Source organism: Brevundimonas sp. AJA228-03 (assembly GCF_017795885.1).
Taxonomy (GTDB): Bacteria; Pseudomonadota; Alphaproteobacteria; order Caulobacterales; family Caulobacteraceae; genus Brevundimonas.
The window spans coordinates 470,106-493,284 of the sequence record NZ_CP059297.1 but is presented as its reverse complement, the minus strand read 5'-3'; the positions used below and the strand labels follow the sequence as shown (position 1 = coordinate 493,284).

Sequence of the window (23,179 nt, the reverse complement as noted above, 5' to 3'; positions counted from 1 at the left end):
TACTGCCTACTGCCTCTCTCCCCTCCGAATGCTGCGACGCGGCGGAACCGGCACAGAGCAGTGGCGTTCAGCCGACAAGCCTCCTATTTATCGCAAAGCTGCATCAACGGAGTGGGATCATGTCCACCAGCAAGGCGCGTGAAGACATCAAGAACGACCTGAACACCCTCAAGGAGGACCTGAAGGTTGGCGCGCGCGAGGAAGCCGCCAGGCTGAAGGCCAGGGCTGCGGAAACCGAGGCCCGCCTGCGCGAAAAAGCCGCCGAGGCCGACGCCCGCCTGCGTGAGCGCGCCGATGAACTGCGTGAGCAGGCTCGCGGCTACTACGATCAGGCCCGCGTCCGCAGCCGCGAGTATTACGACGACGCGTCCGAGCGGTTCGACGAGGCGCAGCGCTACATCACCGAGCGGGTGCAGGAGCGCCCCGTTCAGTCCACGGCCATCGCCCTCGGCGTCGGCGTGGTGCTGGGTCTCCTGCTGGCCGGTCGCCGCCGCTGATGATCGTCAAGGGGCTTGTGAAAAAACTGGCGGCGGCCTTCGTGGTCGCCGGCTGCGCCTTCGTGGTCGTCGTGGCCCTGGGGGCCACGCTCTATTATGCGCTCGCCCTGGTGCTGCCGCCGCTGGGGGCGGCCGCGGTCACGGCCGGGGCCTTCGCCCTGGTCGCCGTGATCGTGGCGGTGGTCTTCCTGGGCGCCGGTGGCGCATTCGAGGAGGAAGAGGCGCTCGAGCCGGAAGGTCTGGGTGGCCGGGCCTATGCCCTGTTCCGCAGCCGTCCGATCCTCGGCACGGTCGCGGCCCTGGCCGGCGGCTGGATCTTCCTGCGCAATCCCGCGCTGGCCACCATGGTGGCGGCGGCCTTCACCGAAAAGTCCAACGGCCGTTACCGCCGCCGCTAGGGCCTGATCGTTTGAGGTGGACCCACATCGTGGGTCCCGCCGAAAGCATGCATCATGCCCTCGCTCAGATCAGGTTCCAGGCGGACCGGGATCGACCGCCGACCCTGGGCCAGAAGACCCAAAGCCGCGATCCTCCCGGGTCGCGGCTTTTTTCCGGCTTCAGCTCATGGCCGCTTCCAGGGCTCCCGGCGTCGCCGGATCGGGAGCGGATGCCGTGTGCCGGGTGTCCTGACGACGGGGCAGACGCCAGCTCTCGGCGGGTTTGAACGTCTGGCCGTCCCAGGCGATGGCCGTCACCACGATCTCGTGGGCCGACCACTCGATCTGGTTGAAGCTGGGCGGGGTCCCGCGCTCGCGCCTGGACAGGGTCCCGCAGCCGACGGCGTAGGAGCAACGGTCCGACAGGTCGATCGGAATGGCGAAGGGCACATGGACATGGCCCGTGGTGATCAGGTCCACGCCCGCTTCGGCGAAGATTCCGGCCGCCGCGTCGCCGCGTTTGACGTCGCCCGTCATGGGGGTGCCGATCATCTCGATCAGGGGGTGATGGCAGGCCAGGATGCGCAGCGCGCCGACCGGGGCCTGGCGCAGGGCCTCGGCGGCGCGGCGCGTCTGGTTCAGATCGATCACGCCCTTGGACCAGTTGGCCCGGGCCTGCCAGCCGCGCGCGGTGACGACGCCGCGCACCATCAGGCTGTCGGAGATGAACTCGCCGTCATGGGCCGGATGACCGGTCGCGGCCTCGAACGCCTTCCACGGCCGGAACAGGCGGGCACCCAGGCTGTAATAGGGCACGTCGTGATTGCCGACGATGACGAAGCGCGGCGTCGGCATCGCCCCGATCCAGGCCCCGGCGGCGGCGAACTCGTCGGGCAGACCTTTTTGCGTGATGTCGCCCGTGATCAGGATCAGGTCGCTGGGCGTTGCGTGGGCGTATTCGAGCGCGGCGGCGCAGGCATGGGGATGTTCGACGCCGAAATGGACGTCGGAAAACTGCAGCAGGCGGCCGGTCCTCACCGGGTGGTTCTCCGGGCGGACCGCCGCATCAGTCAGCCTCGCCCTGCGGACGGAGATCGGGGGCCAGGGCCTGCCAGGCCTTTGGAATGAACGTCACCATGGTGTCGTGATGCAGCAGGGTCGGCTCCCCGTCCAGCACCGCCGGAATCCTTGACCGGGCGCGGATGCGGATTTTTCGCGCCGGCTGGGTGACCACGGACGGATCCTGGCGCCAGTCGCTGAACAGGGCGTTGGCCGCCAGGCGGAAAACCTGGGCCGCGTCGGCCGGATCCATGGCCGCGGCTTCCAGCCCGATGGGGTCGTCCATCGCCCTGGAGATCATCGGGCTGATCAACGCCAGCGCCTCGCTTCGACGGACCTTGCCGCCGTCCAGTTCGACCCGGATCTTGCCCGAGAAGGCCCGCTTCAGCGCACGTCGCCCGTAGGTCCAGGCCAGGCTGAGCTTCCCGGTCCTCATCGCCTCGCGCGCGGGGGCCCACAGGGCGGGCGAGCCGAAGATGCCGGCGCAATAGAAGGACTGTCCTTCGACGAGGCCGCCCGATACGCACCGGGGCGAGCCGTTCTCCAGCGCCTCGCGCAGCGCCAGCTTCCAGTCGCCGGTGCCGTAGAGCGCCCTGGGCAGCATGTTCATGGTGCCGCCCGGCAGCGGCGCGACCAGAGGGCCCCCCGGTCCGGCCCTGGAGGCCGCGGCCCGCGCCGTGCCGTCTCCGGCCAGAACGAACAGGACATCGGGGTTGGACGCCAGGGCCGCGTCGATCTGGGCGTCCATGGTCGCGCCGACCAGCTCGACGATCTCGGCCTCGCAGGGATAGTCGGCCATGATGGCCTCGACCTCGGCGACCGCCCGGGGTCCGACCGAGCCGGACAGGGTGTTGACCAGGATCACCACGCGCGAGATCGCGACGTGGGGCGTCAGGGCGCGCGGTTCAGCGACCGCCTCGACAGGTGCAGTCTCGGGCAGGTCCATGGGCACGGGCGAGGGCGGGGTGGTGGCGTTCATCACGCCCGAACGCGCCTGTCCCGCCCGCGTTCCGGCCAAGCGTGACTATTGCGTCTTGAGCTCTTTGGCCGTGGTCGCAGCCCCCGCCTGAAGCGCGTCGCCGGTCTTTTCGGCCGCAGCCCCCGCCTTGTCGGCCGCGCTTTCGGCCGCTTCCGGGGCCTGGCCGACCAGGCCCCTGGCGGAGGTGACGCCGGCGGTGATCCAGCCGTCCATCAGCGCGCCGCCCCTGGCCAGAGACTGCTCCTTGATGCCCAGGACCGCCGTCAACACGCCGAACAGGGCCAGAAGCGTGACCAGAAGACCGACGAAGCCACCGCCCCCGCCGCCCGACCGGCGTTTGGTGCGGGCCCAGACCGGGCTGGCATGATCGTCCGACATCCGGACCGGCTCAGGAAAACGCATCGAAAAACTCCTCACAAACGCTGACGTGTTCGAATCCGGTGCCCCTCGCACGGTCCGCTGCAGCCTATGTCATCGTCAGCATCGAGCATAGGCGCGGAACCTGAGCTATATTCCAGCGTTCTCGCTCTCGGGGCGAACATCAGGAATGAAGGACACATCCATGAAGACGGCAATCATCGCGATCGGCGTCGCCGGCCTGCTCGCATCGGCCTGCGCGACCGACCCCTACGGCAACAGCACCCCCAACCAGACCGTCCGCCAGGGCGCGATCGGGGCCGGCATCGGCGCGGTGGCCGGCGCCATCATCGGCAACAACGTCGGCAGCGGCAACGCTGCAACCGGAGCCCTTATCGGCGGCGCGATCGGTGGTACTGTCGGTGCGGTACGAGGCTCGCAAGCCGACCGCAACAACCAGCAACGCTATCGCGACAACCGCGGTCAGTACTACTACTGCTACGACAACAATCAGAACGAGTGTTACTGGGAGAATGGCCAGCGCCGCTACTAGGCGCTAACGTCTTGACGATTCTCGGGGCGGCTCGTCGAAAAGCGGGCCGCCCTATGTTTGAGCGAACACAGGGACACAGGGCGATGATGACGACGCGGGCGATTCTTCTGGCCGCCTCGCTGGGCGCGGCGGGCCTGTCAGCCTGTTCGATGGGATCTGGCTCCATGGATCGCGACGCCCTGGTCACGGTGCCCAATGCCTGCGCCGCCCGGCGATTCGACATCTATTTCGACGAGAAACAGGACCGGCTGACCGGCCCGGCGCTGGAGGCCATCGGCCTCACGGCGACCCAGCTCCAGGGCTGCCGCATCACGTCGGTCAAGGTCCTGGGCCTGGCCAGCGGAACCGGTGCCGCTGATACAAACCAGGACCTGTCAGAGCGCCGTGCCCTGGCGGTCGCAGAGGCACTGACAGCCGCAGGCTGGCCTGTGCCCGCGTTCGAGATTACGGCGGCGGGGGACGCCGGTGCCGTCAGCCCAGATGGCGTGCAGGAGCCCCTGCGGCGTCGCACCGAAGTCCTGGTCGAGGCCGTGCGGCCCTAGCTAGAGCACCTGCTCGACGCTGGTCACTTCGGGGACGTAGTGGCGCATCATCTGCTCGACGCCGGCCTTCAGCGTCATGGCCGAGGACGGACAGCCGGCGCAGGCCCCGCGCATCCGCAAGCGTAGCACGCCGCTTTCCGCGTCGAAGGCGTCGAACAGGATGTCCCCGCCGTCCTGGGCCACGGCCGGGCGGATGCGGCTGTCGAGCAGCGACTTGATCTCGGCCACGATCTCGGAGTCTTCCTCCGCGTCATCGACGGCGTCCGTGCCCTCGCGCATCAGGGGTTGACCCGACACGAAGTGATCCATGATCACCGACAGGATTTCGGGCTTCATCTCGCTCCAGTCGCGGCCATGCCCGGCGCGGGTGACCGAGATATGGTCGCCGCCGAAGAAGACACCGGTCACGTCCTCAAGCTGGAACAGGGCCTCGGCGAGCGGCGAGGCCGTCGCCTGGTCGATGCTCAGGAACTCGCGCGAGCCGTCCGGGGCCACATCGCGTCCCGGCAGGAACTTCAGCGCATTGGGGTTCGGGGTGGGTTCGGTCTGGATGAACATGAGCGAGAAATGCGCCTTGGTGCCGGGGTTCGCAAGGTGCCTCTCCCTCCCCCTAGGGGGAGGGTCGCCGATGCAAAGCAGCGACGGGGTGGGAAGGACAAGGCGATACAAACTCTGATCTGGTGCGGCATTGCCTTGCCGCCCCCACACGGCCTCGCTCCACTCAGCCACCCTCCCCGAGGGGGAGGGAGCGGGTTATCACCCTACGCCAGATCCTCGATCTCGGCATCCGTCAGTTCGCCCGGCACGATGGTCACCGGCAGCTTGCGACCCCCGAACGCCGCACCCGATTTCAGCACGGCCGACACCAGCGGCCCCGGACCGCGTGACCCGCCCCCGGCCGCCAGCACCAGGATCTTGATCTCCGGGTCCTCGCCACAGACCTTGCGGATCGCCGCCTGGGGGTCGCCCTCCTCGATCAGGAAGATGGGCGCGGCCCCCGACCGGGTCTGCGCCTCCTCGCCCAGACGGGTGAGCAGGCCTTCCGCCTCGGCCCGCTGCTCGCGCTTGATCTGCTCACGCACCCCGGCCCACTGCTCGTCCGACCCGCCCGGGATGATCCGCAGCAGGGCGACACGGCCGCCGGTCGATCGGGCCCGCCGGGCGGCATAGCGCAGCGCCGCCTCGAACTCGGGGCTGTCATCGACGACGACCAGGAACTTTCTGGGCATTGGCTTTCTCCACGGCGCGCGCGCCTGCGCTCAAGTAGCGCGAAGCGCGGTAGCGCCACCAGCCCGGAGTGTGACGGCGTCAGCTCGCCGAGGCCGCCACACTCCGGATCTGGCCATTGGCGATGGTCAGCTTGGCGAAAGTCCAGCCGGTGCCCGAAGCCTCGATCTCGTCCACGGCGGCGCGAACGCCCTCAACTATTGACTGGCGCGGACCGATCCAGGCGTCGACCGCAGATTCGGCGGTCGCCTCGCTGTCGCCGACGGCCGGATCGGAAGCCCTGGCCACAGCCCGGGTCAGGGTGACCTGCTCGCCCATCAGATCCTCGATCAGGCGACGCACGGCCAGCCGGTCGAAATGATCGCCCGACGGCACGGCGCCCGCCGCCGCCCGCAGACGGTCGAAATCGAAGGCCGCGCCCACCTGGTGATAGAGCCGCGCCATCCGGGGGGCCGACCAGCCCGTTTCCCGGGCCAGATCGCCGATGTCCGCCGTCGCCACCAGGGGCCGGAGCATGGACACGGTCTGGGCCAGCTGCTCGCCCACACCCATGTCGGCGAACCGCTTCAGGCGTTCGGCCAGCCGGCCCTGTTCGAAGCGGGACAGCACGTCGCCGCCCGCCGCGCGCAGGGCATCGGCGGCCGGACGATAGGCCTCGATCAGACCCTGCACGGTCGCGCCGTCCCTTGCGCCCCGGCGCGCCAGCCAGAAGGTCTGGCGCCGCAGGACGGTGGCGATTTCCAGATAGAGCGCCGTCTGCGTCTCGGCCGGGACCTTGAGGTCCAGGGCATTGACCGCGCCCCAGGCCTCATCCAGCCGGAACACCCGCCGCGCCGCCTCGAAGGCGATGACGAGGGCCGTGGTGTCGCAACCCGCCGCGCCGCGCAGGCGATCGGGGAAGGTCGGCCCCGTCATATTGACGATCTCGTTGCACAGCACCGTGGCCACGATCTCGCGCCGCAGCCGGTGGCCCTTCATCTGGCCCTCGAACCGCGCCAGGGGCCCGGGGAAGTAGCGGACCAGGGTCTCCTCGAAGAAGGGATCTTCGGGTGCCTTTGACGCCACGATGTCGTCGGCCAGCTCCAGCTTGGAATAGGCCATCAGCACGGCCAGTTCCGGCCGGGTCAGGGCGATACCGGCGGCCTTCATCTCGGCGATGCGGATATCGCCGGGCAAACCCTCGACCTTGCGATCGAGTTTGCCCCTGGCCGTCAGGGCCTGCATGAACCGCTGCTGGCTGTCGAGCGCACCCGTGCCTTCCGCCTGCTGCAGGGTCAGGGCCAGGGTCTGGTCGTAGTTGTGGGCCAGAACCTTCAGGCCGACCTCATCGGTCATCGAGGCCAGCAGCGGCACCCGCTCGGTCAATGGTAGAGCCCCCCGGGCGACGGCGGCGCCGATCAGGATCTTGATGTTGACCTCGTGGTCGGAGGTATCCACGCCGGCGGAGTTGTCGATGGCGTCTGTGTTGATCCGGCCACCTCCGGCCGCGAAGGCGATCCGGCCCGCCTGGGTGAAGCCGAGGTTGGCCCCCTCCCCGACCACCTTGACCCGCAGTTCGTCTGCATTGATCCGCAGCGCATCGGTGCCCTTGTCGCCGACCTGGGCGTCCGTCTCGGTCGCGGACTTCACATAGGTGCCGATGCCGCCGAGATAGAGCAGCTCGGCCGGAGCCTTCAGGATCGCCCGGATCAGGCTGACGGGGTCCAGACTGTCGTCGGCGATGTCCAGCGCCGCCTTGATCTCGGGCGTCAGCTGGATGGACTTGGCCGAGCGCGAGAACACGCCGCCGCCGGTCGAAATCAATGATGGATCGTAGTCCTGCCAGGACGAGCGCGGCAGCTGGAACAGACGGTTGCGCTCTTCCCATGACCGGGCCGGATCGGGCGTCGGGTCGATGAAGATGTCGCGGTGATCGAAGGCGGCGATCAGTTTCGAGGCCCTGGACAGCAGCAGGCCGTTTCCGAACACATCGCCACTCATGTCGCCGACGCCGACGACGGTGAAGGGCTCGGACTGGATGTCCTTGCCGATCTCGCGGAAATGCCGCTTGACCGCCTCCCATGCCCCGCGTGCCGTGATGCCCATGGCCTTGTGGTCATAGCCGACCGATCCCCCCGAAGCGAAGGCGTCGTCCAGCCAGAAGCCGTAATCGGCGGACACTCCGTTGGCGATGTCGGAGAAGGTCGCCGTGCCCTTGTCGGCGGCGACGACCAGATAGGGATCGTCCCCCTCGAAGGCGACGACGTCGGCCGGATGGGTCACATGACCGTCGGCGGCGATGTTGTCGGTGATGTCCAGCAGACCCGACAGGAAGGTCCTGTAGGCGCGGACAGCCTCTGCCTGCTGGGCGTCGCGATCACCGCCGGCGCGCACGATGGCCGACAGGTATTTCGGGAAGAAGCCGCCCTTGGAGCCGACGGGTACGATGACGGCGTTCTTGACCTGCTGGGCCTTCACCAGACCCAGCACCTCGGTGCGGAAGTCGTCGCGACGGTCGGACCAGCGCAGGCCGCCCCGCGCCACCGGTCCGAAGCGCAGGTGGATGCCCTCGATGTGGGGAGCCCAGACGAAGATCTCGCGATAGGGCCTGGGCAGGGGCAGGTCGTCCAGTTCGCGCGAGGCGATCTTGATCGAGATGTGCGGCTTGAAACCCCCGTCTCCGGTCGTCTGGAAATAGTTGGTCCGCTTGATCGCCCCGATCAGGGCCGCGAGGCGACGCAGTGCCCGGTCGTGGTCCAGGGACGTCACATCCATCAGCAGGGCCGTGATCCTGTCGGTCAGTTCCGTCGCGGACGCCGCACGATCAGCCGCCGATCCGCCATGCACGGGATCGAACTTGCAGGTGAACAGGCTCAGCAGGGCGCGGGCGATGACCGGATAGTCCCGTAGCGCCTCTTCCTGCACGGCCTGCGACGGATCGAGCCCCGTCTGCTGGCGATAGCGGGCCAGGGTGCGGATCAGGGCCGCCTCGCGCCAGCCGACCCCCAGCTCCAACACCAGCCGGTTGAAGCCGTCGCTTTCGGTCTGGCCCGTCCACACGGCCGAAAAGGCCGCCTCGAACGGTCCCTTGACGTCAGCGAAGGCGATCGCGGCCCCGCGCGGATCCTCCAGCAGGAACTCGTGGACGTGGATTTCCCCGGCGTCGGCCGGGCGGATCGCATGGCCGAACTCCTCCAGCGTCTTCAGCCCCATGTCGGCCAGAATCGGCAGGACGTCGGACAGCGGCACCGCCGCGCCCCGGTGATACAGCTTGAAGCGGAACTGCAGCGGCGTGTCGCCGGCAGAGCGGAAGGCGCGAACCGCGACGGGCTCGCCCGATCCGGCCGTTCCCGAGGCGTTCAGCCGGTCGATCTCCTGCAGGTCCGCGACGGCCTCGGTCGCATCGTAGCGATCGCGATAGCCGGCCCCGAAGGCGTCCGACCATTTCAGGCTCAGCGCCCCGATCTGGCTGTCATCGATGTGGGCGGCGCGCAGGGCGCTTTCGAAGCGGTCGATCCAGCTACGGCCGGCCTCGGTGATCTCCGCCTCCAGCGCCACGGGATCCGGTGTGGGGTGATCGCCGGGCGTGACGCCGATGATGTAGTGGATGCGCACCAGGGGCGCGTCCGAGAGCTGCGGGTACCAGGCCGACAGACGACCGCCCCAGGCCCTGGCCAGAAGGCGTCCGATGCGTTCGCGGACCGCCGCCTCGAACCGCTCGCGCGGCACGAAGGCCAGGACCGAGACGAACCGGTCGAACGGATCCAGCCGGGTGAAGGTCTTGATGCGGGGCCGGTCATACAGATGCAGGATGCCGAGGGCCGAGGTCAGCAGCTCGTCCTCGGTGATCTGGAAGAGTTCGTCGCGCGGATAATTCTCCAGGATGTTCTTCAGCCGCTTCTCGTTATGGCTGCCGGGCACCTTGGCCGCCCGGGTCAGGGCGTTCGCGACCTTCCGGCGGATCAGCGGGACTTCGGACGCCGTGCGATCGTAGGCCTCGGCTGTGAACAGGCCGACGAAACGGGTCTCGCCCGACGGGCGGCCGTCGTCGCCGTACCGCTTGACCCCGACGTAATCCATATAGGCCCGGCGGTGGACGCGGCTGCGAAGATTGGCCTTGGCCACGGTCACGGGCTCGGACAGGTCCATCTGTCGCTTCATCTGGGCGGTCAGCACGGCCGGCTCCGACGTCCTACGCAGCACGGTGCGCGCCGGATCGCGCAGCACCCCGACCCCGGCCGTGGCCTGGTCCAGCGGGGCCTCGGCGGCATAACCCCCGTCCGGCGTGCGCGGATAGTCGTAGTCGCGCGCACCGAGGAAGACGAAATGCTCGTCGTTCAGCCAGCGCAGAAAGGCCAGATTCTCGTCCACCACTTCCGGATCGATCCCGCCGGGGCAGGCCTCCAGATGGGCGATCGACCGCGCCATCAGGTCGCTCATGGCGTCGAAATCGCCGACGGCGGCATGGACGTCGGCCAGGGCCTGCTCCACCTGGGCCTTCAGGGCCTCCCGGCGTTCGGACGGCAGGGGGTCGACGACGATGACGATCAGCGATTCGCGCACCGCCTCACGCGCCAGAACGGGGTGGAACAGCGCCCGCACCGAGACGCCGGCATCGGCCAGTTCGCCCATGACGCTGTCGACCAGGAAGGGTCGGTCGTCCTGGACGATCCAGAGGGTATCATAGGCCCCCGACAGCCCCCCGGCCGCCCTGACTGGCTGCACCAGGACGGTCGGGGCATCCCCGACCCCACGCGCCTGCGCCCAGCGCCAGGCGTCGGCGAGCAGGGCGGCCATGGCGGCCATGTCCAGTTCGGGCGTCTCGTCTCCGGCGTAGTCGTCGGCGGCCTGGTCGATGAAGGACTGCTCGATCGCATCGAGCGCCCCGCCCTCCCTCAACGCCCTTGCGAACGCTGTCTTCAGCGCCTCCGCGGTCGGGGACGGGACGGAAGGACGCAGCTCGCCGGACATGGGCAGGGTCTCGTTCAGCGCGGCTCTGGGACCGCCAGGTGCTGGGACGGGAATAGGCCCGCCCGCGTCCGTCGGGAAGCCCGGAAAGCGAAAACACCGGGCGCGCCTTCGCGCGCCCGGCGTCGATCTGTATCCCGGGGCTGTCGTGCGCCACGGGAGGCGGCGTTGCCTTTCGCTCGGGGCTGACGGGCGGGAGGGGTCAGCGTTCCTCGCCGATGCGCAGTATTGCGAGACGCGGATCGCGGGTGGCGCTTTCGTGTACCAGTCCGGAAAAGAGAAAAGGCCGCCGGACGGGGGGGGTCCGACGGCCTCGTCTGGAACCCGCGCCGGAGGGGGAGGGGGCGCAGGTTCGATGCCGTCACGGCCGGGGGAGGGGGAAGAAGGCCGCGACGCCTGAAGGAAAGATGGGAACCCCGACCCGACCCGCAAGAGCCCGTTCGTCAGGCCTGGCCCGCTCCGGGGCGCGGCGGTTTGACGCGGACGGAGCGCTTGGCCGGAGCAGGGTGGTTGCTGTGCTCGTCCTCGTCGGCATAGGGCTTGCCATCACCGCTGAGCAGAACGGCGATCCACCTCGACCCCTTGAACTCGGCCAGGATCGCCATGGCCATGACCGCCAGCGGGGTCGACAGGAACATGCCGACCACGCCCCACATCTTGCCCCACAGGGCCAGCGCCAGCAGCACCGCGACCGGGTCGATGTTCTGGTTCTCGCCCTGCATGCGCGGCTGGATCAGGTTGCCGACCACGAACAGGATGGTCTGCAGGCCGACCAGCAGGATCAGGGCGGGCCAGTAGGTCGGGAACTGCACCAGGGCGAACAGCGGGGGGGCCAGGCCCGCCACCGCCCCGCCCAGCACGGGGATGAAGCCGACCACGAAGATCACGAAGGTCCAGAACTCGGCATGTTCCAGGCCCACGATCCGCATCAGGATCCAGGCGGCCGCGCAGATGATGGCACCGGTCACGGTCTGGACCCACAGATAGCCCTCGACCCCGCCGCGCACCCGCTGAAACACCGCCAGCGCCTCGCTGCGCTGCTCCCTCTCGGGGAACATAGCGACGATCTTGCGCCGGAACCCGACCTGCGAGGCCAGCAGGAATCCCAGATAGACCAGAACGAAGAAGGATCCCGAAGCCACGCCCTGGGCCTGGCCGGCCAGGCCGATCAGATAGCCGCGCAGGTCGATGCTGGCGATCAGCTCATGGGCCGTAGGGGCCGTGGTGATGCCGAAAACGCGGGCCCCGTCGACGATGATCGCGTCGATTCGCGGCCCGATGCCACTCGACACCCCGGACATGTCGGTGAAGAAGCCCGCCGCGCCGTTGACGATGAAGGCGATCGACAAGGAGAAGCCCAGGACGACCACAAGCAGGGCCGCCGTCCCGGCCCAATGATCCGGCAGACTGGTCCGGTCCTCGATGAACCGCTTTACGCCGTCGATCATGATCATCAGGAAGATGGCCATGGCCAGGGGCGTCAGAATGTCCCGCAGCCAGTAGAGCGCCGCCCCGACGGCCACGACGGTCAGGGTCACCAGGGCGTTGCGGGCGACCGTGCTGGACGGGACGGCGATGGGCAGTTTCATGCCCGGACTGTCGGGGTGGCCGCCACAGCGGTCAAGCTGAACCCTCTCCCCGGCCGCGTCTTAAGCTGTATTGTGGCGCTGAAACCGGAGTTCCGAATGACCGACGCCGCCGCTCCCGCCCTCGACCAGACCGCGGGCCTTCTCCTCGGCCAATCTTCTGACAACGGCGTCGCGCGGCGGGAATATCTGCTGTGGAACCGCGCCAACCGACACGGCGTGATCGCGGGCGCGACCGGAACCGGCAAGACGGTGACCCTGCAGATCATGGCCCAGGGGTTCTCGGACATGGGCGTGCCCGTGTTCTGCGCCGACGTGAAGGGTGACCTGTCGGGCATCAGCCAGATCGGCACGCCGAACGAAAAGCTGATCGCCCGCGCCACGGGCATGGGGTTGACGCTGCAGCCGAAGGCGGCACCGACGGTCTTCTGGGACCTGTACGGCCAGAAGGGTCACCCCGTCCGCGCCACCGTGTCGGAGATCGGTCCGCTGCTGATGGCGCGGATGCTGGATCTGAACGACGTGCAGGAGGGTGTGCTGACCGTCGCCTTCCACGTCGCCGACAAGGAGGGCCTGCTGCTGCTCGACCTCGACGACCTGCGCGCCATGCTGGTCTATGTGGCCGAGAATGCGGCCCGGATCGGGCGCGAGGTCGGCAATGTGGCTCCGGCCTCCATTGCCTCGATCCAGCGTGCCCTGCTGCAGCTGGAACAGGACGGCGGCGACGCCTTCTTCGGAGAGACGGCGCTGAAGCTGACCGACATGATGAAGACCGGCCTCGATGGTCGCGGCCAGGTCAATGTGCTGGATTCGACCCGGCTGATGAACAGCCCGCGCCTGTATGGGGCCTTCCTGCTGTGGCTGATTTCCGAGTTGTTCGAGCAACTGCCGGAGGTCGGCGATCCGGAGAAACCCCGTCTCGTCTTCTTCTTCGACGAGGCCCACCTGCTTTTCAGGGATGCGCCCAGGCCGCTGCTGGAAAAGGTCGAGCAGGTCGTGCGCCTGATTCGCTCCAAGGGCGTCGGCATCTATTTCATCACCCAGAACCCGGCCGACATCCCCGACAGCGTGCTGGCCCAGCTGGGAAACCGCATCCAGCACGCGCTGCGGGCCTATACCCCGGCCGACCAGCGCGGCCTGAAGGCGGCATCCGAAAGCTTCCGGATCAATCCGGCCTTCGACACCCGGGAGGCGATCCAGGCGCTCGGCACCGGCGAGGCGCTGGTGTCCGTGCTGGACGAGAAGGGGGCCCCCACCATCGTCCAGCGCACCCTGATCCGTCCGCCGGACAGCCGTCTGGGCCCGGCCACCGACCCGGAACGCGCCGCCGTCATGGCCGCCAGCCCGGTCAAGGGCGTCTATGACACGGTGATCGACCGCGACTCCGCCGCGGAAGTCCTCGCCGCCCGCCATGCGGCAGAAACCACAGCCGGGGAGCCCGCACCCGGGGCCGCGCCCGGGGGCCGGGCTGCGCCGGCTCCACGCCCCGCACCGGCTCCGAGGGCCCCGCGCCGCTCGACCCGCCAGACCCCGCTCGAGGCCCTGACCAAGTCGGTCCTGCGCACCGCCGGATCGACCCTGACCCGCGAACTGTTGCGTGGGGTGCTGGGCGGATTGAAGCGGCGGTAGGGCCTAGACCACCGAACTGAGCCGGGCGACAGAGCCGAGCCGGGCGCTGGCAAGGTCAGCAAGCACGCTGGTGACCTGCGCGCCCGAGCCGGTCTGGGTCAGCAGTCTGGATTGATGCGGCGACAGGGCGCGGGTGTCGACGTGCACCATGGCCCAGCCCATGAACAGCTGCACCTGTACCGGCCAGCGGGCCAGGACCCGAAGGTTGCGGTGTCGGTCGTCGGCCTCGATCGTCTCCATCAGTCCGGTCAGGGCCTCCGGGTCGCCTTCCAGCACCTGCACGAAAGTCCCGCCCTGGAGCGCCAGAGCCCCCGTCAGGCGATGCCTGGCGTTGTTCCGCAGCGAGGTTGAGAGGATGGGCGAGACATCGACGGGGCCGTCGGTCAGGGCGACCGCATCGCTGCGATAGACGATACGTTCGATGGGCGATGTCATGGGAATGGGCAACCTGGCGGGCTATCCGCCTTTCCCTCTAGGCGCTATCGGCCCAATTCCCTAGAGCCTGATCGGCTGAGGGGGAATCGCTTCGCGATTCCGCCGATGCCGTGAATCAGGCTCCGGACATGAGCGAGGGCATGATTCACGTTTTCGGCTGGACCCACGACGTGGGTCCACCTCAAACGATCATGCCCTAGCGGGGAACCAGACGCCACATCCGAAGCGGGTGGCGCACGACGCCCGCTTCCGCGCCAGCCGCCTCGCCCCGGCCGATATAGAGATCGGCGCGCACCGGACCCCGGATGGCCGAGCCGGTGTCCAGCGCCATCACCAGACCCTGATAGCCATGGCGCGCACCCACCAGGTTGCCCGCATCTGTCGAAATCCAGACCAGATCGCCATAGGTCCAACTGGCCGGATCGACCGCAATGGCCCGGCGCGCCGGCAGGGGCACGCCCGCCGCGCCGGCCGGATCACCGCCGTCGTCGGGATCCAGCGAAAAGAAGATGTAGCGCGGGTTCAGGGCCGTGATCGCCCGCGCCTCGGCCCCGCGATGGGCAGCCAGCCAGGCCCGGATCGCATCGCCCGAGGTGCCGTCAGACGGCAGCAGGCCGCGTTCGGCCATCGGCCGGGCGATTCCCGTGAATGGCCGCCCGTTGTCGGCGGCATAGGCGGCGCGGGCGGTCGTCCCGTCCTCGAAGGTCAGATAGCCGGAGCCCTGGATCTGGAGAAAGAACAGGTCCTCGGCCCGCATCCAGGCGAGCGGCGGGGACGGCGGAGGTCCGGCCTGGATCGTGGCCCGGTCCGGCAGGATCTGGCCCCGCGTCCAGCCCTCGGGCCGGGCCAGAACCGGTGTGTCGAACAGGCCGTCCGGGGCACGGCGCGCCAGATACTCCGGTGCGAAATAGGCAGTCATCAGTCCGGGTCGGCCGTCAGAGGTTCCGGCGGCCACGACGCCGAACCCGCGTTCGAAAAAGGCCCGGGCGACAGAGGGGGTCACGGGCCCGGACATCCGCCCGATCGCCTGCGCCTTCTCGCAACGCACGGTCGCGAGAGCCTCGCGCGCAACACGGCAGGTCCCGGCATAGGCCTGGAACGCGGCCAGATGATCCTCGTCGGCCCAGCCGGGCAGGGTCTGCGGGCCGGGCAAGCCGGACGGCGGGGCGGGATCGGGCGAATAGGGCGGCTGCGATGTCCCGGGCGCGGGAGCGCTTGGCTGGCTCGGTGCCTCGACCGTCGCGGTGGCACAACCCGCCAGGAGCAGCAGCGCCGCCGCCAGCCCAGGCCTCCGGTAAAATCCCAAGGGGCGGTCGCCCCTAGGCGTTGGCGGGCTCGACCCGGGCCAGGACCCAGTTCGGGTCGGACGCGCCCAGCGAGCGTTCAAAGGTCCAGTGCTCAGCGGTCCGGCGCTCCTCGACGCGTTCCTCGGCGGGGGCTCCCGGCGTGGCCTCGTCGGCACGCGGCATGATCCGTGACCGCAGCTCGGCCAGGAACCGCACCTTGGCCACGGCCCGGTCGCCTTCGGCCGAGGCCAGTTCGAGATCGGCGCGGGGCGGATGCAGGAACTCGACCTGTTCGGTTTCGCCGCGGGTCTCGCGCGCCGCGATGCCGGTCTCGAACGATTCCAGCACGGCCGGGGTCAAGAGGGGCTTCAGCGCCGCGCGGTCTCCGGCGGCATAGCCCCGAACGATCGTCTCATAGGCCTGACGCGCCCCGTCGATGAACCGGGCGGGATCGAAGGCGGGGTCGCGGGCACGGAGCGAGGCGGCAGCCGCCAGCAGGGTGGCGTCTACGCCGGGCGTCCGACCGGGGGCGTCCGGACCGGTGGTCGCCGGAAGGGCCGTCAGGGTCTTCGCATCTTCCTGCGGCTGGCGGCCGACCTTCTTGCCCAGCACATTGTAGAGCTGGAACAGGACGATGGCCGCGATTACGGCGAAGATGACGATCAGAAACTGTGAGGGCACGGTCTATCCCGGGTTTTCGATGCGCGCTTTCGACCGGAGGCGAACGGCGTCTGGTGGACGATTACGGTCCTATATAGACGCGCGCAAGGCGACACGCATCCGCTGCGTCACGAAGGCGAGTGGACGGCAATGGGACGGCACCGTTGCGGGGGCGTGTCGCGAATGCTAGTCGCCCGGCCTCTCATCCTTCGTTCGCCAACGGCTTTGACCCCATGACCGATGTCGCCCCGACCGAGCCGAACGGCTCCGCCCCCACCGGCCAGCCGCCCGCTCCGGGCTTCCGCATCCTGGCGCAATATGTCCGCGACCTGTCGTTCGAGAACCCCAAGGCCCCGGATTCGCTGCGTATCGAGGGGCGACCCTCGATCGATATGGGTGTGGAGCTGAATGCCCAGGGCCGCCCCGACGGCCTGTTCGAGGTCGACATCAAGCTGTCGATCAAGGCCTCGACCGAGGCGATGGCGGTGTTCCAAGTGGAGCTGCTTTATGGCGGTCTCTTCCAGCTGTCGGGCGTGGCCGAGCACGACATAGAGCCGTTGCTGCTGATCGAATGCCCGCGCTACCTGTTCCCCTATGCGCGCGAGATCATCGCCCGCGCCACGGCGGACGGTGGCTTCTATCCGCCCTTCATGCTGGATCCGATCGATTTCGCCGGCATCTATGCCGCGCGGATGCAGCAACAGAATGGTCAGCCGTCGGGCGTGGCGTAGGCTTTAGTCCCCTCCCCATCGGCTTCGCCGACAGGGCCGAGACTACAGGGTCACCCCGTAGCCTTCCCATAACGACCGGTCCTTGAGCGTCACGGCCAGGAATGCGGCATGGGCGGCGCTTTCTTCGGCGCGCAGACGCGGGGCCAGCGGCCGGGGGCGGGGACCATAGCCGCCCGCCGCGGCGTGGGCGGCGGCAGCCACGCTCTCGCGACGGCTGGTCAGGTCCAGGACCCGCTCCTTGCCGCCCCTCAGCTCCAGATAGACCTCGGCCAGCAGGCGGGCATCGATCAGGGCCCCGTGCAGGGTGCGGTCGACCAGGCTGATCCGGTAGCGCTTGCACAGGGCATCCAGCGAATTGGCCATGCCGGGAAACCGCTTCTGGGCCAGTTGCAGCGTATCGATCCAGCGGGTCTCGTGCAGCAGCGGATGGCCGCAGCGGCCGCATTCGTGGTCGATGAAATTGCGGTCGAACTGGGCATTGTGGGCGATCACGGGCGCATCGCCGATGAAGCCCATCAGATCGACGACGATCTCGGCGAACCGGGGCGCGTCCCGGACCTTGTCGTCGGTGATGCCATGGACCCGGATGGCATCGGCCGGGATCAGCCGTTCCGGATTGACGAAACGGTGGAATGTCCGCCCGGTGGGCAAGAGATCCATGATCTCGATACAGCCGACCTCGATCAGCCGGTCACCCGTTTTCGGGTCGAAGCCGGTGGTTTCGGTATCGAGAACGATTTCGCGGGCCATCCCCGCTTAATGGGGCGGTTCGTCGGGTTGTGAAAGGCTCCGCACTGGCCGCTTCCAGCCCGGCGACAGAACCATCCCCACGATTTCAGCCACGCGGGCGCGGGTCGCCTCAAGGCTCCCGCCCGTATCGATGACGAAGTCGGCGCGGCGGCGTTTTTCAGAATCGGGGACCTGCCGCGCCAGGATGGCCTCGAACCGCTCAACCGTCATGCCGGGCCGGGCCAGGACGCGGGCGCGCTGCACCGCCTCGGACGCGGACACGACCACCACGGCATCGACGGCGCGCTCGCCACCGGTCTCGAACAGCAGGGGAATATCCAGGACGGCCAGCGCGACCCCCGCCGCCCGCGCGGCCTCAAGATCGGCCAGCCGCCCGGCCACAACCAGCGGATGGACGATCGTCTCCAGCCGCCGGAAAGCCGCAGCGTCGCGGCCCAGGCGCTCGGCCAGTCGCGCCCGATCCACTGCACCGTCCACCACGACACCGGGAAAGGCCTCACCGACCGGCCCGACCGCCGCCCCGGCCGGGGCATAGAGGGCGTGGACGGCATCGTCAGCGTTCCAGACCAGGGCTCCATGATCGGCGAACAGGGCGGTCGTCGTCGACTTGCCCATGCCGATCGATCCGGTCAGGCCCAGAACGATCACACCGTCTCTCCCAGATGGGCCAGCAGCAGGGGGCGGGGATCGAGATCGGGCGGTTCGACACCGAAGATCGCCCGGAAGGATGGCCCGGCCTGGCCGATCAGCATGGCCAGGCCGTCGACGGTGGTCAGGCCGGCGCTTCTGGCGGCCGTCAGGAACGGTGTACGGACGGGGCGATAGGTCATGTCCATGACCACCGTGGCCGGATCGAGGTCCTCCGGATCGATCGCGGGTCGGACGCTGAGCGCGTTCACCACCAGAGCGGCCCCGGCGAAGGCCGTCGCCTCATCGCCGACCTCGATCAGGCCGCCGAGGTCCGTGGCCAGGGCCTCGGCGCGTTCCCGGGTGCGATTGACGATCCGGACGGTGGCCCCCGCATCGCGCAAGGCCGCGACCGCCGCCCTCGCCGCCCCGCCCGCGCCGAGCATCACGACGGGCGATCCCTCCAGGGACAGCGCGGGCGCCTGTTGGGACAGCGCCCGGAGCAGGCCCTCGCCATCGGTGCTGTCGGCAAAGACCTGCCCGTCGCGGAAGACCAGGATATTGGCCGATCCGCTGGACGTGGCCGTTTCGGACCGGGTATCGGCGCTGGCGAAGGCCTGTTCCTTGAAGGGCGCCGTGACGTTCACACCCGCCAGCAGTCCGGCCCGCCCAAAGGCCACCAGGGCCTCAAAGCCGGCGGCATCGCGCGGCGAGAAGGCCCCGTAGGTCCCGTCCAGGCCCGCCGCCTCCAGCCAGGCATTGTGGATGACCGGGCTGAGCGAATGGGTCACCGGATTTCCTACGATCCCGCCGAGCCGCACCGCGCCCGTGAGTCTGGCCGTCATGTCGCGATCACTCCGACGCGGCGTAGTTCGTCCAGCACCGGCCACAGGGGCATGCCCAGAACGGTGAAATAGTCGCCCTCGACCCGGTCGAACAGCTGCGATCCCATGCCTTCCAGCCGATAGCAGCCGACCGAGCCCAGCAGGGCCTCGCCTTCGGCAGCCAGATAGTGATCGAGAAATCCGTCGGAGAAATGCCGCAGGGTCATCCGCGCCGTATCCACGCCGGACCAGACGACCACGCCGTCGTGTGCGAGGGCGGCCGCCGCGTTCAGATGGTGGGTCCGGCCCCGCATCGACAGCAGGCGCAGACGCGCCGCCGCGAGGTCCGGAGCCTTGGACACCATCGTGCCTTCCAGATCCAGCGTCTGGTCCGAACCCAGAACCCAGGCGTGCGGATCCTTACGCGATACCGCCAGGGCCTTGGCACGCGCGAGCTCCAGCGCCAGGTCGGCCGGATCGGTGCCGGTCAGGCGGATCTTGATGGCATCCTCGTCGACGCCGGCGTCCTGTATCGAGAAGGAAACGCCGGCTCCGGTCAGCATGGCGCGCCGTGCGGCGCTGCGCGACGCGAGGATCAGCCGTCTGAACCTTTCGCCCGTCACCAGGTGACCCCTGCCGTCCTGTTCCGCCGTTCGTTCAGCAGATTGAGAATGGCTGCAGCCGTCTCCTCGACCGAGCGGCGGGTCACATCGATCGTCGGCCATCCCCGACGCTCGAAGGCGCGGCGGGCCTTGATGGTCTCCTCCCGCACGGCGTCGGGCTCGACATAGGAGGAGGTGTGGTTGGCGTTCAGGCCGTCCAGCCGGTTCCTGCGAATCTGGATCAGCCGGTCAGGCGACACGGTCAGGCCCACGATCAGCGGGTTTTTCAGTCCGACCAGGCGTTCGCCATCCTCCTGACCGGGCACCAGAGGCACATTGGCCGCCCGGACACCTCGATGCGCCAGATAGATGCAGGTCGGCGTCTTGGATGTGCGGCTGACCCCGACCAGGACGACATCGGCCCCCTCCAGCTGCTCGGCCGTGCCCTGGCCGTCGTCGTGCGACATGGCGTAGTCTAGCGCCCCCATCCGGTTGAAGTAGTCGTGATCCAGGGTGTGCTGGGCACCAACGCGGGTCGACAGGGCGGCGCCCAGGTACCGGGACAGGGCTCCGACCAGCGGGTCCAGAGCGCCGATGTTGGGAATGTCCAGCGCGCGGCAGCCCTCTTCCAGCTGGGCCCTCAGGGCACGATCGACGATGGTGTGAAGAACGACACCCGGTGCCGTCGCGATTTCCTCCAGCACACGCTCCATCTGGCGGTCTGACCGAACCAGGGCGTAGATGTGCTCGATCGGGATGACGCCGTCGAAGCGGGCCGTGACCGCCTTGGCCATGGCGTTCAGCGTCTCACCGGTCGAATCCGAGACCAGATGGACGTGGAAATAGGTCGCCAGCCGCGAGGCGCCCGCAGGCCTGGCCGGGCTCACCGCGGACCCCACGGCTGGATAACCAAGATCGAGATTGCGCGAATGGTCGTGATTCCTGTGGATCGGTCTGGGCGCCGCGCGGCGACGCCGGGGCACGGTTTTCTATAGGGCGCCACTGTGCGCCGGGCGAGCCGGGAGAATGTCGGACACACCGGTATCCTTGCCGGACATCATCCCATGCGGCCGTAGCCCCGGTCGGTAGGTTGGGGACATCCTTAACAGAAGGTAAATGACCCCCACGCCAGTCAAGGCTGAACAACCCGCCGGAGCCCCCGACCGTTAAGGTTTGGTTAAGGATTATCCCCGCTTTCCACCGGCCTTCGTCGCGAACGACTGAAGCCGCCCGCCGGGCGTGGAAAAGCGATACCGAAGCCCGGAATCGTCGCGGTTTGTCCCCGCCGTCCCGCCCTCTGCTGCTTTCCTCCAATCCTTTTATGATTCTCAATGGAACAAGGAGGAGGACGTGGGCTTGAGGCCAGCGCCCTCCCCCCGTAAAGCCAAGGTCATGAGCACCACGCCGTCACTGATCCGCGTCCTGCAGGGCGAGACCCTGGAGCGTCCACCCGTCTGGTTCATGCGCCAGGCCGGGCGCTATCTGCCTGAATACCGGGCGCTGCGGGCCCAGGCTCCGGACTTTATCGCCTTCTGCCTGAACCCGGAGATGGCGGCCGAGGCGACCCTGCAACCCATGCGCCGCTTTGGCTTTGATGCGGCCATCGTCTTCGCCGACATCCTGCTGATCCCGCAGGCGCTTGGCCAGGACGTCTGGTTCGAGACCGGCGAGGGGCCGCGCCTCGGTCTGCTGCCGAGCGTCAGCCGGATGCAGGAACTCACGGAAGGCGCAGGCCAGCATCTGCACCAGGTCGGCCAGACCCTGAGCCTGGTGCGCAGCCAGCTGGAGCCGGAACGCGCCCTGATCGGCTTCGCCGGCGCGCCCTGGACCGTAGCCACCTATATGCTGGACGGCCATCACAACACGATCGGCAAGGGCGAACGCGCCACGGCCCGCTCCTATGCCTATGCGGAACCCGAGAAGGTCGACGAGGTCCTGGCCGTGCTGGTCGAGGCCACCGCCCGCTATCTGAAGATGCAGGCCGACGCCGGGGCTGACGCGCTGAAGATCTTCGAGAGCTGGGCAGAAGGCCTGCCGGACGACCTGTTCGAGCGGCTGGTGCTGAAGCCCCATCAGGCCCTGGTCCGGCGGGTGCGGGAGCTGGGCGTTACCGTGCCGCTGATCGGGTTCCCGCGCGGCTCAGCGCTTCATGCCGATCGCTATGCCCGCGAGGTCGATGTGCAGGGTGTGGCGGTGGATACGGCGTGTTCTCTGGAGCGCGGCCGCGAGGTCCAGAAGATCAAGCCGATCCAGGGCGCGCTCGATCCGCTGCTGCTGCGTGTCGGCGGTGCGGCGCTGGACCGCAGGGTGGATCAGCTTGTGGAGGCCTGGGGTTCCGGCCCATGGATCTTCAACCTGGGCCACGGCATCCTGCCGGACGTGCCGATCGCTCATGTCGAGCAGGTTCTGAAACGGATCGGCGCGCAGTGAACGCAAGCCCGGGGAGCCAGCGGTCGGGTCGTCGTATCGCCGTCGTGCTCTTCAACCTGGGGGGGCCGGACGATGCGGCGACCGTCAAGCCGTTCCTGTTTAACCTGTTCAACGACCCGGCCATTATCGGGCTACCCGGGTTGTTCCGCACGCCCCTGGCGAAGCTGATCTCCTCGCGTCGTGAGGCCAGCGCCCAGGCCAACTATTCAATGATGGATTCCAATGGCGGATCGCCGCTGAAGGGCGAGACCCGGGCCCAGATGGAGGCGCTGGAAGCCGCGCTGGCGGCCCGACTGCCGGGCGACGAGGTCAGGAGCTTCATGGCCATGCGGTACTGGCATCCCTTGACCGAGGAAGCCGCGGTCGACGTGGCCGCCTGGGGGCCGGACGAGGTCGTTTTGTTGCCGCTCTATCCGCAGTTCTCGACCACCACGACGCGCTCGTCGCTGAAGGCCTGGAACGCCGCCTATGGCGGCACGGGCACGACCCGGACGATCTGCTGCTATCCCCGGGCTGAAGGCTGGGTCGCGGCGCAGGCCGAGGGCGTTCGTCTCAAGCTGGCGGAGGCTGCGCGGGAGCATCCGGGCCGGGCGGTGCGGGTCCTTTTTTCGGCGCACGGCATCCCGGAAAAGCTCGTCCACAAGGACGGAGATCCCTATCAGGAACAGGTCGAGGCGACCGTCGCCGCGGTCGCGTCCCAAGCCGGTCTGAGCGACTGGCTGCTGTGCTACCAGAGCCGCGTCGGGCCGCTGAAATGGCTGGGACCGTCCACGCCCGATGCCATTCGTGCGGCCGGAGCCGAGGGTATCGGCCTGATCGTTACCCCCATCGCCTTCGTGTCCGAACACATCGAGACCCTGGTCGAGCTGGATATTGAATACGGCGAACTGGCGCATGAGGCCGGGGTTCACCCCTATCTGCGCGTGCCGGCCGTGGGGGTCAGCCCTCTGTTCATCGACGGCCTGGCCGATGCGGTGAAAGACAGCCTGGGCCGAACCGGTGTCGCGGCCGCGGGGCCCGGGTGCCAGGGGCGCTGGAAGGCCTGCCCCTGTCAGGCGCAAAAGAAGGCCGCCTAGGAGGC

General features: G+C 68.6%; 23 protein-coding genes. 8 read left to right on the top strand and 15 right to left on the bottom strand.

Features of this window, described 5'->3' with window-relative positions; translation table 11 throughout:
• Positions 1 to 119 precede the first annotated feature (119 nt).
• Together HZ989_RS02590 and HZ989_RS02585 are read left to right on the top strand one after the other, a co-directional pair.
• Positions 120 to 497, top strand: a complete 378-nt coding sequence (locus HZ989_RS02590; RefSeq protein ID WP_209322095.1) for a DUF883 family protein — start codon at positions 120 to 122, stop codon at positions 495 to 497.
• Complete coding sequence (locus tag HZ989_RS02585; protein ID WP_209322094.1) at positions 497 to 895, top strand: hypothetical protein; 399 nt, start codon at positions 497 to 499, stop codon at positions 893 to 895. Before HZ989_RS02590 ends, HZ989_RS02585 begins: the two co-directional genes overlap by 1 nt.
• Before the next feature lie 159 nt (positions 896 to 1,054).
• On the opposite strand, the gene HZ989_RS02580 is transcribed toward HZ989_RS02585, so the two are convergent.
• Genes HZ989_RS02580 through HZ989_RS02570 form a run of 3 tightly spaced genes read right to left on the bottom strand, consistent with a single transcriptional unit; the run spans position 1,055 to position 3,314 of the window.
• On the bottom strand, positions 1,055 to 1,912 hold the full coding sequence (locus HZ989_RS02580) for a metallophosphoesterase (protein WP_209322093.1): 858 nt from the start codon (positions 1,910 to 1,912) through the stop codon (positions 1,055 to 1,057).
• A gap of 28 nt (positions 1,913 to 1,940) precedes the next feature.
• Entirely contained in the window at positions 1,941 to 2,912 is a 972-nt protein-coding gene (locus HZ989_RS02575) for a diacylglycerol kinase family protein (protein WP_209322092.1), read from the bottom strand.
• 45 nt (positions 2,913 to 2,957) lie between these two features.
• A complete protein-coding gene (locus tag HZ989_RS02570; protein WP_209322091.1) occupies positions 2,958 to 3,314 on the bottom strand; it encodes a hypothetical protein in 357 nt (118 codons plus the stop codon).
• Positions 3,315 to 3,474: 160 nt separating this feature from the next.
• Here HZ989_RS02570 and HZ989_RS02565 point away from each other — a divergent pair, with 160 nt between their 5' ends.
• Both HZ989_RS02565 and HZ989_RS02560 read left to right on the top strand, forming a co-directional pair.
• Complete coding sequence (locus tag HZ989_RS02565; protein WP_209322090.1) at positions 3,475 to 3,822, top strand: YMGG-like glycine zipper-containing protein; 348 nt, start codon at positions 3,475 to 3,477, stop codon at positions 3,820 to 3,822.
• Between the two features lie 83 nt (positions 3,823 to 3,905).
• Complete coding sequence (locus HZ989_RS02560; protein WP_209322089.1) at positions 3,906 to 4,364, top strand: OmpA family protein; 459 nt, start codon at positions 3,906 to 3,908, stop codon at positions 4,362 to 4,364.
• On the opposite strand, the gene HZ989_RS02555 is transcribed toward HZ989_RS02560, so the two are convergent.
• The 4 genes from HZ989_RS02555 to HZ989_RS02540 form a co-directional block, all read right to left on the bottom strand.
• A complete protein-coding gene (locus tag HZ989_RS02555; RefSeq protein WP_209322088.1) occupies positions 4,365 to 4,922 on the bottom strand; it encodes a NifU family protein in 558 nt (185 codons plus the stop codon).
• Between the two features lie 203 nt (positions 4,923 to 5,125).
• The gene (locus HZ989_RS02550) at positions 5,126 to 5,593 is read right to left on the bottom strand and encodes a universal stress protein (RefSeq protein WP_209322087.1); all 468 of its coding nucleotides are present in this window, start codon (positions 5,591 to 5,593) and stop codon (positions 5,126 to 5,128) included.
• A 79-nt stretch (positions 5,594 to 5,672) separates the two neighbouring features.
• Complete coding sequence (locus HZ989_RS02545; RefSeq protein ID WP_209322086.1) at positions 5,673 to 10,541, bottom strand: NAD-glutamate dehydrogenase; 4,869 nt, start codon at positions 10,539 to 10,541, stop codon at positions 5,673 to 5,675.
• Between the two features lie 440 nt (positions 10,542 to 10,981).
• Positions 10,982 to 12,127 carry an AI-2E family transporter gene (locus HZ989_RS02540; protein ID WP_209322085.1) on the bottom strand — a complete coding sequence of 382 codons (1,146 nt, stop codon included), beginning with the start codon at positions 12,125 to 12,127 and terminating at the stop codon, positions 10,982 to 10,984.
• Positions 12,128 to 12,223: 96 nt separating this feature from the next.
• On the opposite strand from HZ989_RS02540, the gene HZ989_RS02535 reads away from it, so the two are divergent.
• Positions 12,224 to 13,753, top strand: a complete 1,530-nt coding sequence (locus HZ989_RS02535) for a helicase HerA-like domain-containing protein (protein WP_209322084.1) — start codon at positions 12,224 to 12,226, stop codon at positions 13,751 to 13,753.
• A 3-nt stretch (positions 13,754 to 13,756) separates the two neighbouring features.
• Here the strand turns inward: HZ989_RS02535 and HZ989_RS02530 are convergent, their stop codons facing one another.
• From HZ989_RS02530 to timA, 3 genes are all read right to left on the bottom strand, one after another.
• A complete protein-coding gene (locus HZ989_RS02530) occupies positions 13,757 to 14,188 on the bottom strand; it encodes a BLUF domain-containing protein (protein WP_209322083.1) in 432 nt (143 codons plus the stop codon).
• Positions 14,189 to 14,384: 196 nt separating this feature from the next.
• Positions 14,385 to 15,341 carry an MltA domain-containing protein gene (locus tag HZ989_RS02525; protein ID WP_371812969.1) on the bottom strand — a complete coding sequence of 319 codons (957 nt, stop codon included), beginning with the start codon at positions 15,339 to 15,341 and terminating at the stop codon, positions 14,385 to 14,387.
• Between the two features lie 166 nt (positions 15,342 to 15,507).
• Complete coding sequence (gene timA, locus HZ989_RS02520; protein ID WP_209322081.1) at positions 15,508 to 16,155, bottom strand: TIM44-related membrane protein TimA; 648 nt, start codon at positions 16,153 to 16,155, stop codon at positions 15,508 to 15,510.
• Between the two features lie 212 nt (positions 16,156 to 16,367).
• On the opposite strand from timA, the gene secB reads away from it, so the two are divergent.
• Positions 16,368 to 16,865 carry a protein-export chaperone SecB gene (gene secB, locus HZ989_RS02515; protein ID WP_209322080.1) on the top strand — a complete coding sequence of 166 codons (498 nt, stop codon included), beginning with the start codon at positions 16,368 to 16,370 and terminating at the stop codon, positions 16,863 to 16,865.
• A 42-nt stretch (positions 16,866 to 16,907) separates the two neighbouring features.
• Here the strand turns inward: secB and dnaQ are convergent, their stop codons facing one another.
• From dnaQ to HZ989_RS02490, 5 genes are read right to left on the bottom strand one after another with little or no spacing between them, the layout of a single operon-like run.
• Positions 16,908 to 17,615 (bottom strand): DNA polymerase III subunit epsilon, encoded by a 708-nt coding sequence (gene dnaQ, locus HZ989_RS02510; protein ID WP_209322079.1) that lies wholly within the window; start codon positions 17,613 to 17,615, stop codon positions 16,908 to 16,910.
• Positions 17,616 to 17,621: 6 nt separating this feature from the next.
• Entirely contained in the window at positions 17,622 to 18,263 is a 642-nt protein-coding gene (gene coaE / locus HZ989_RS02505) for a dephospho-CoA kinase (RefSeq protein WP_209322078.1), read from the bottom strand.
• Positions 18,260 to 19,087, bottom strand: a complete 828-nt coding sequence (locus tag HZ989_RS02500) for a shikimate dehydrogenase (RefSeq protein ID WP_209322077.1) — start codon at positions 19,085 to 19,087, stop codon at positions 18,260 to 18,262. Before HZ989_RS02500 ends, coaE begins: the two co-directional genes overlap by 4 nt.
• Positions 19,084 to 19,629 (bottom strand): Maf family protein, encoded by a 546-nt coding sequence (locus tag HZ989_RS02495; protein ID WP_245162500.1) that lies wholly within the window; start codon positions 19,627 to 19,629, stop codon positions 19,084 to 19,086. The genes HZ989_RS02500 and HZ989_RS02495 overlap by 4 nt, the downstream gene beginning before the upstream one ends.
• A 56-nt stretch (positions 19,630 to 19,685) precedes the next feature.
• On the bottom strand, positions 19,686 to 20,555 hold the full coding sequence (locus HZ989_RS02490; RefSeq protein ID WP_209322075.1) for a pyruvate, water dikinase regulatory protein: 870 nt from the start codon (positions 20,553 to 20,555) through the stop codon (positions 19,686 to 19,688).
• Positions 20,556 to 21,060: 505 nt separating this feature from the next.
• Between HZ989_RS02490 and hemE the strand changes: the two genes are divergently transcribed.
• Together hemE and hemH are read left to right on the top strand one after the other, a co-directional pair.
• Positions 21,061 to 22,098: a uroporphyrinogen decarboxylase gene (gene hemE / locus HZ989_RS02485; protein ID WP_209322074.1), complete on the top strand. Its 1,038-nt coding sequence runs from the start codon at positions 21,061 to 21,063 to the stop codon at positions 22,096 to 22,098.
• Complete coding sequence (hemH, locus tag HZ989_RS02480; protein WP_209322073.1) at positions 22,095 to 23,174, top strand: ferrochelatase; 1,080 nt, start codon at positions 22,095 to 22,097, stop codon at positions 23,172 to 23,174. Before hemE ends, hemH begins: the two co-directional genes overlap by 4 nt.
• Positions 23,175 to 23,179 lie beyond the last annotated feature (5 nt).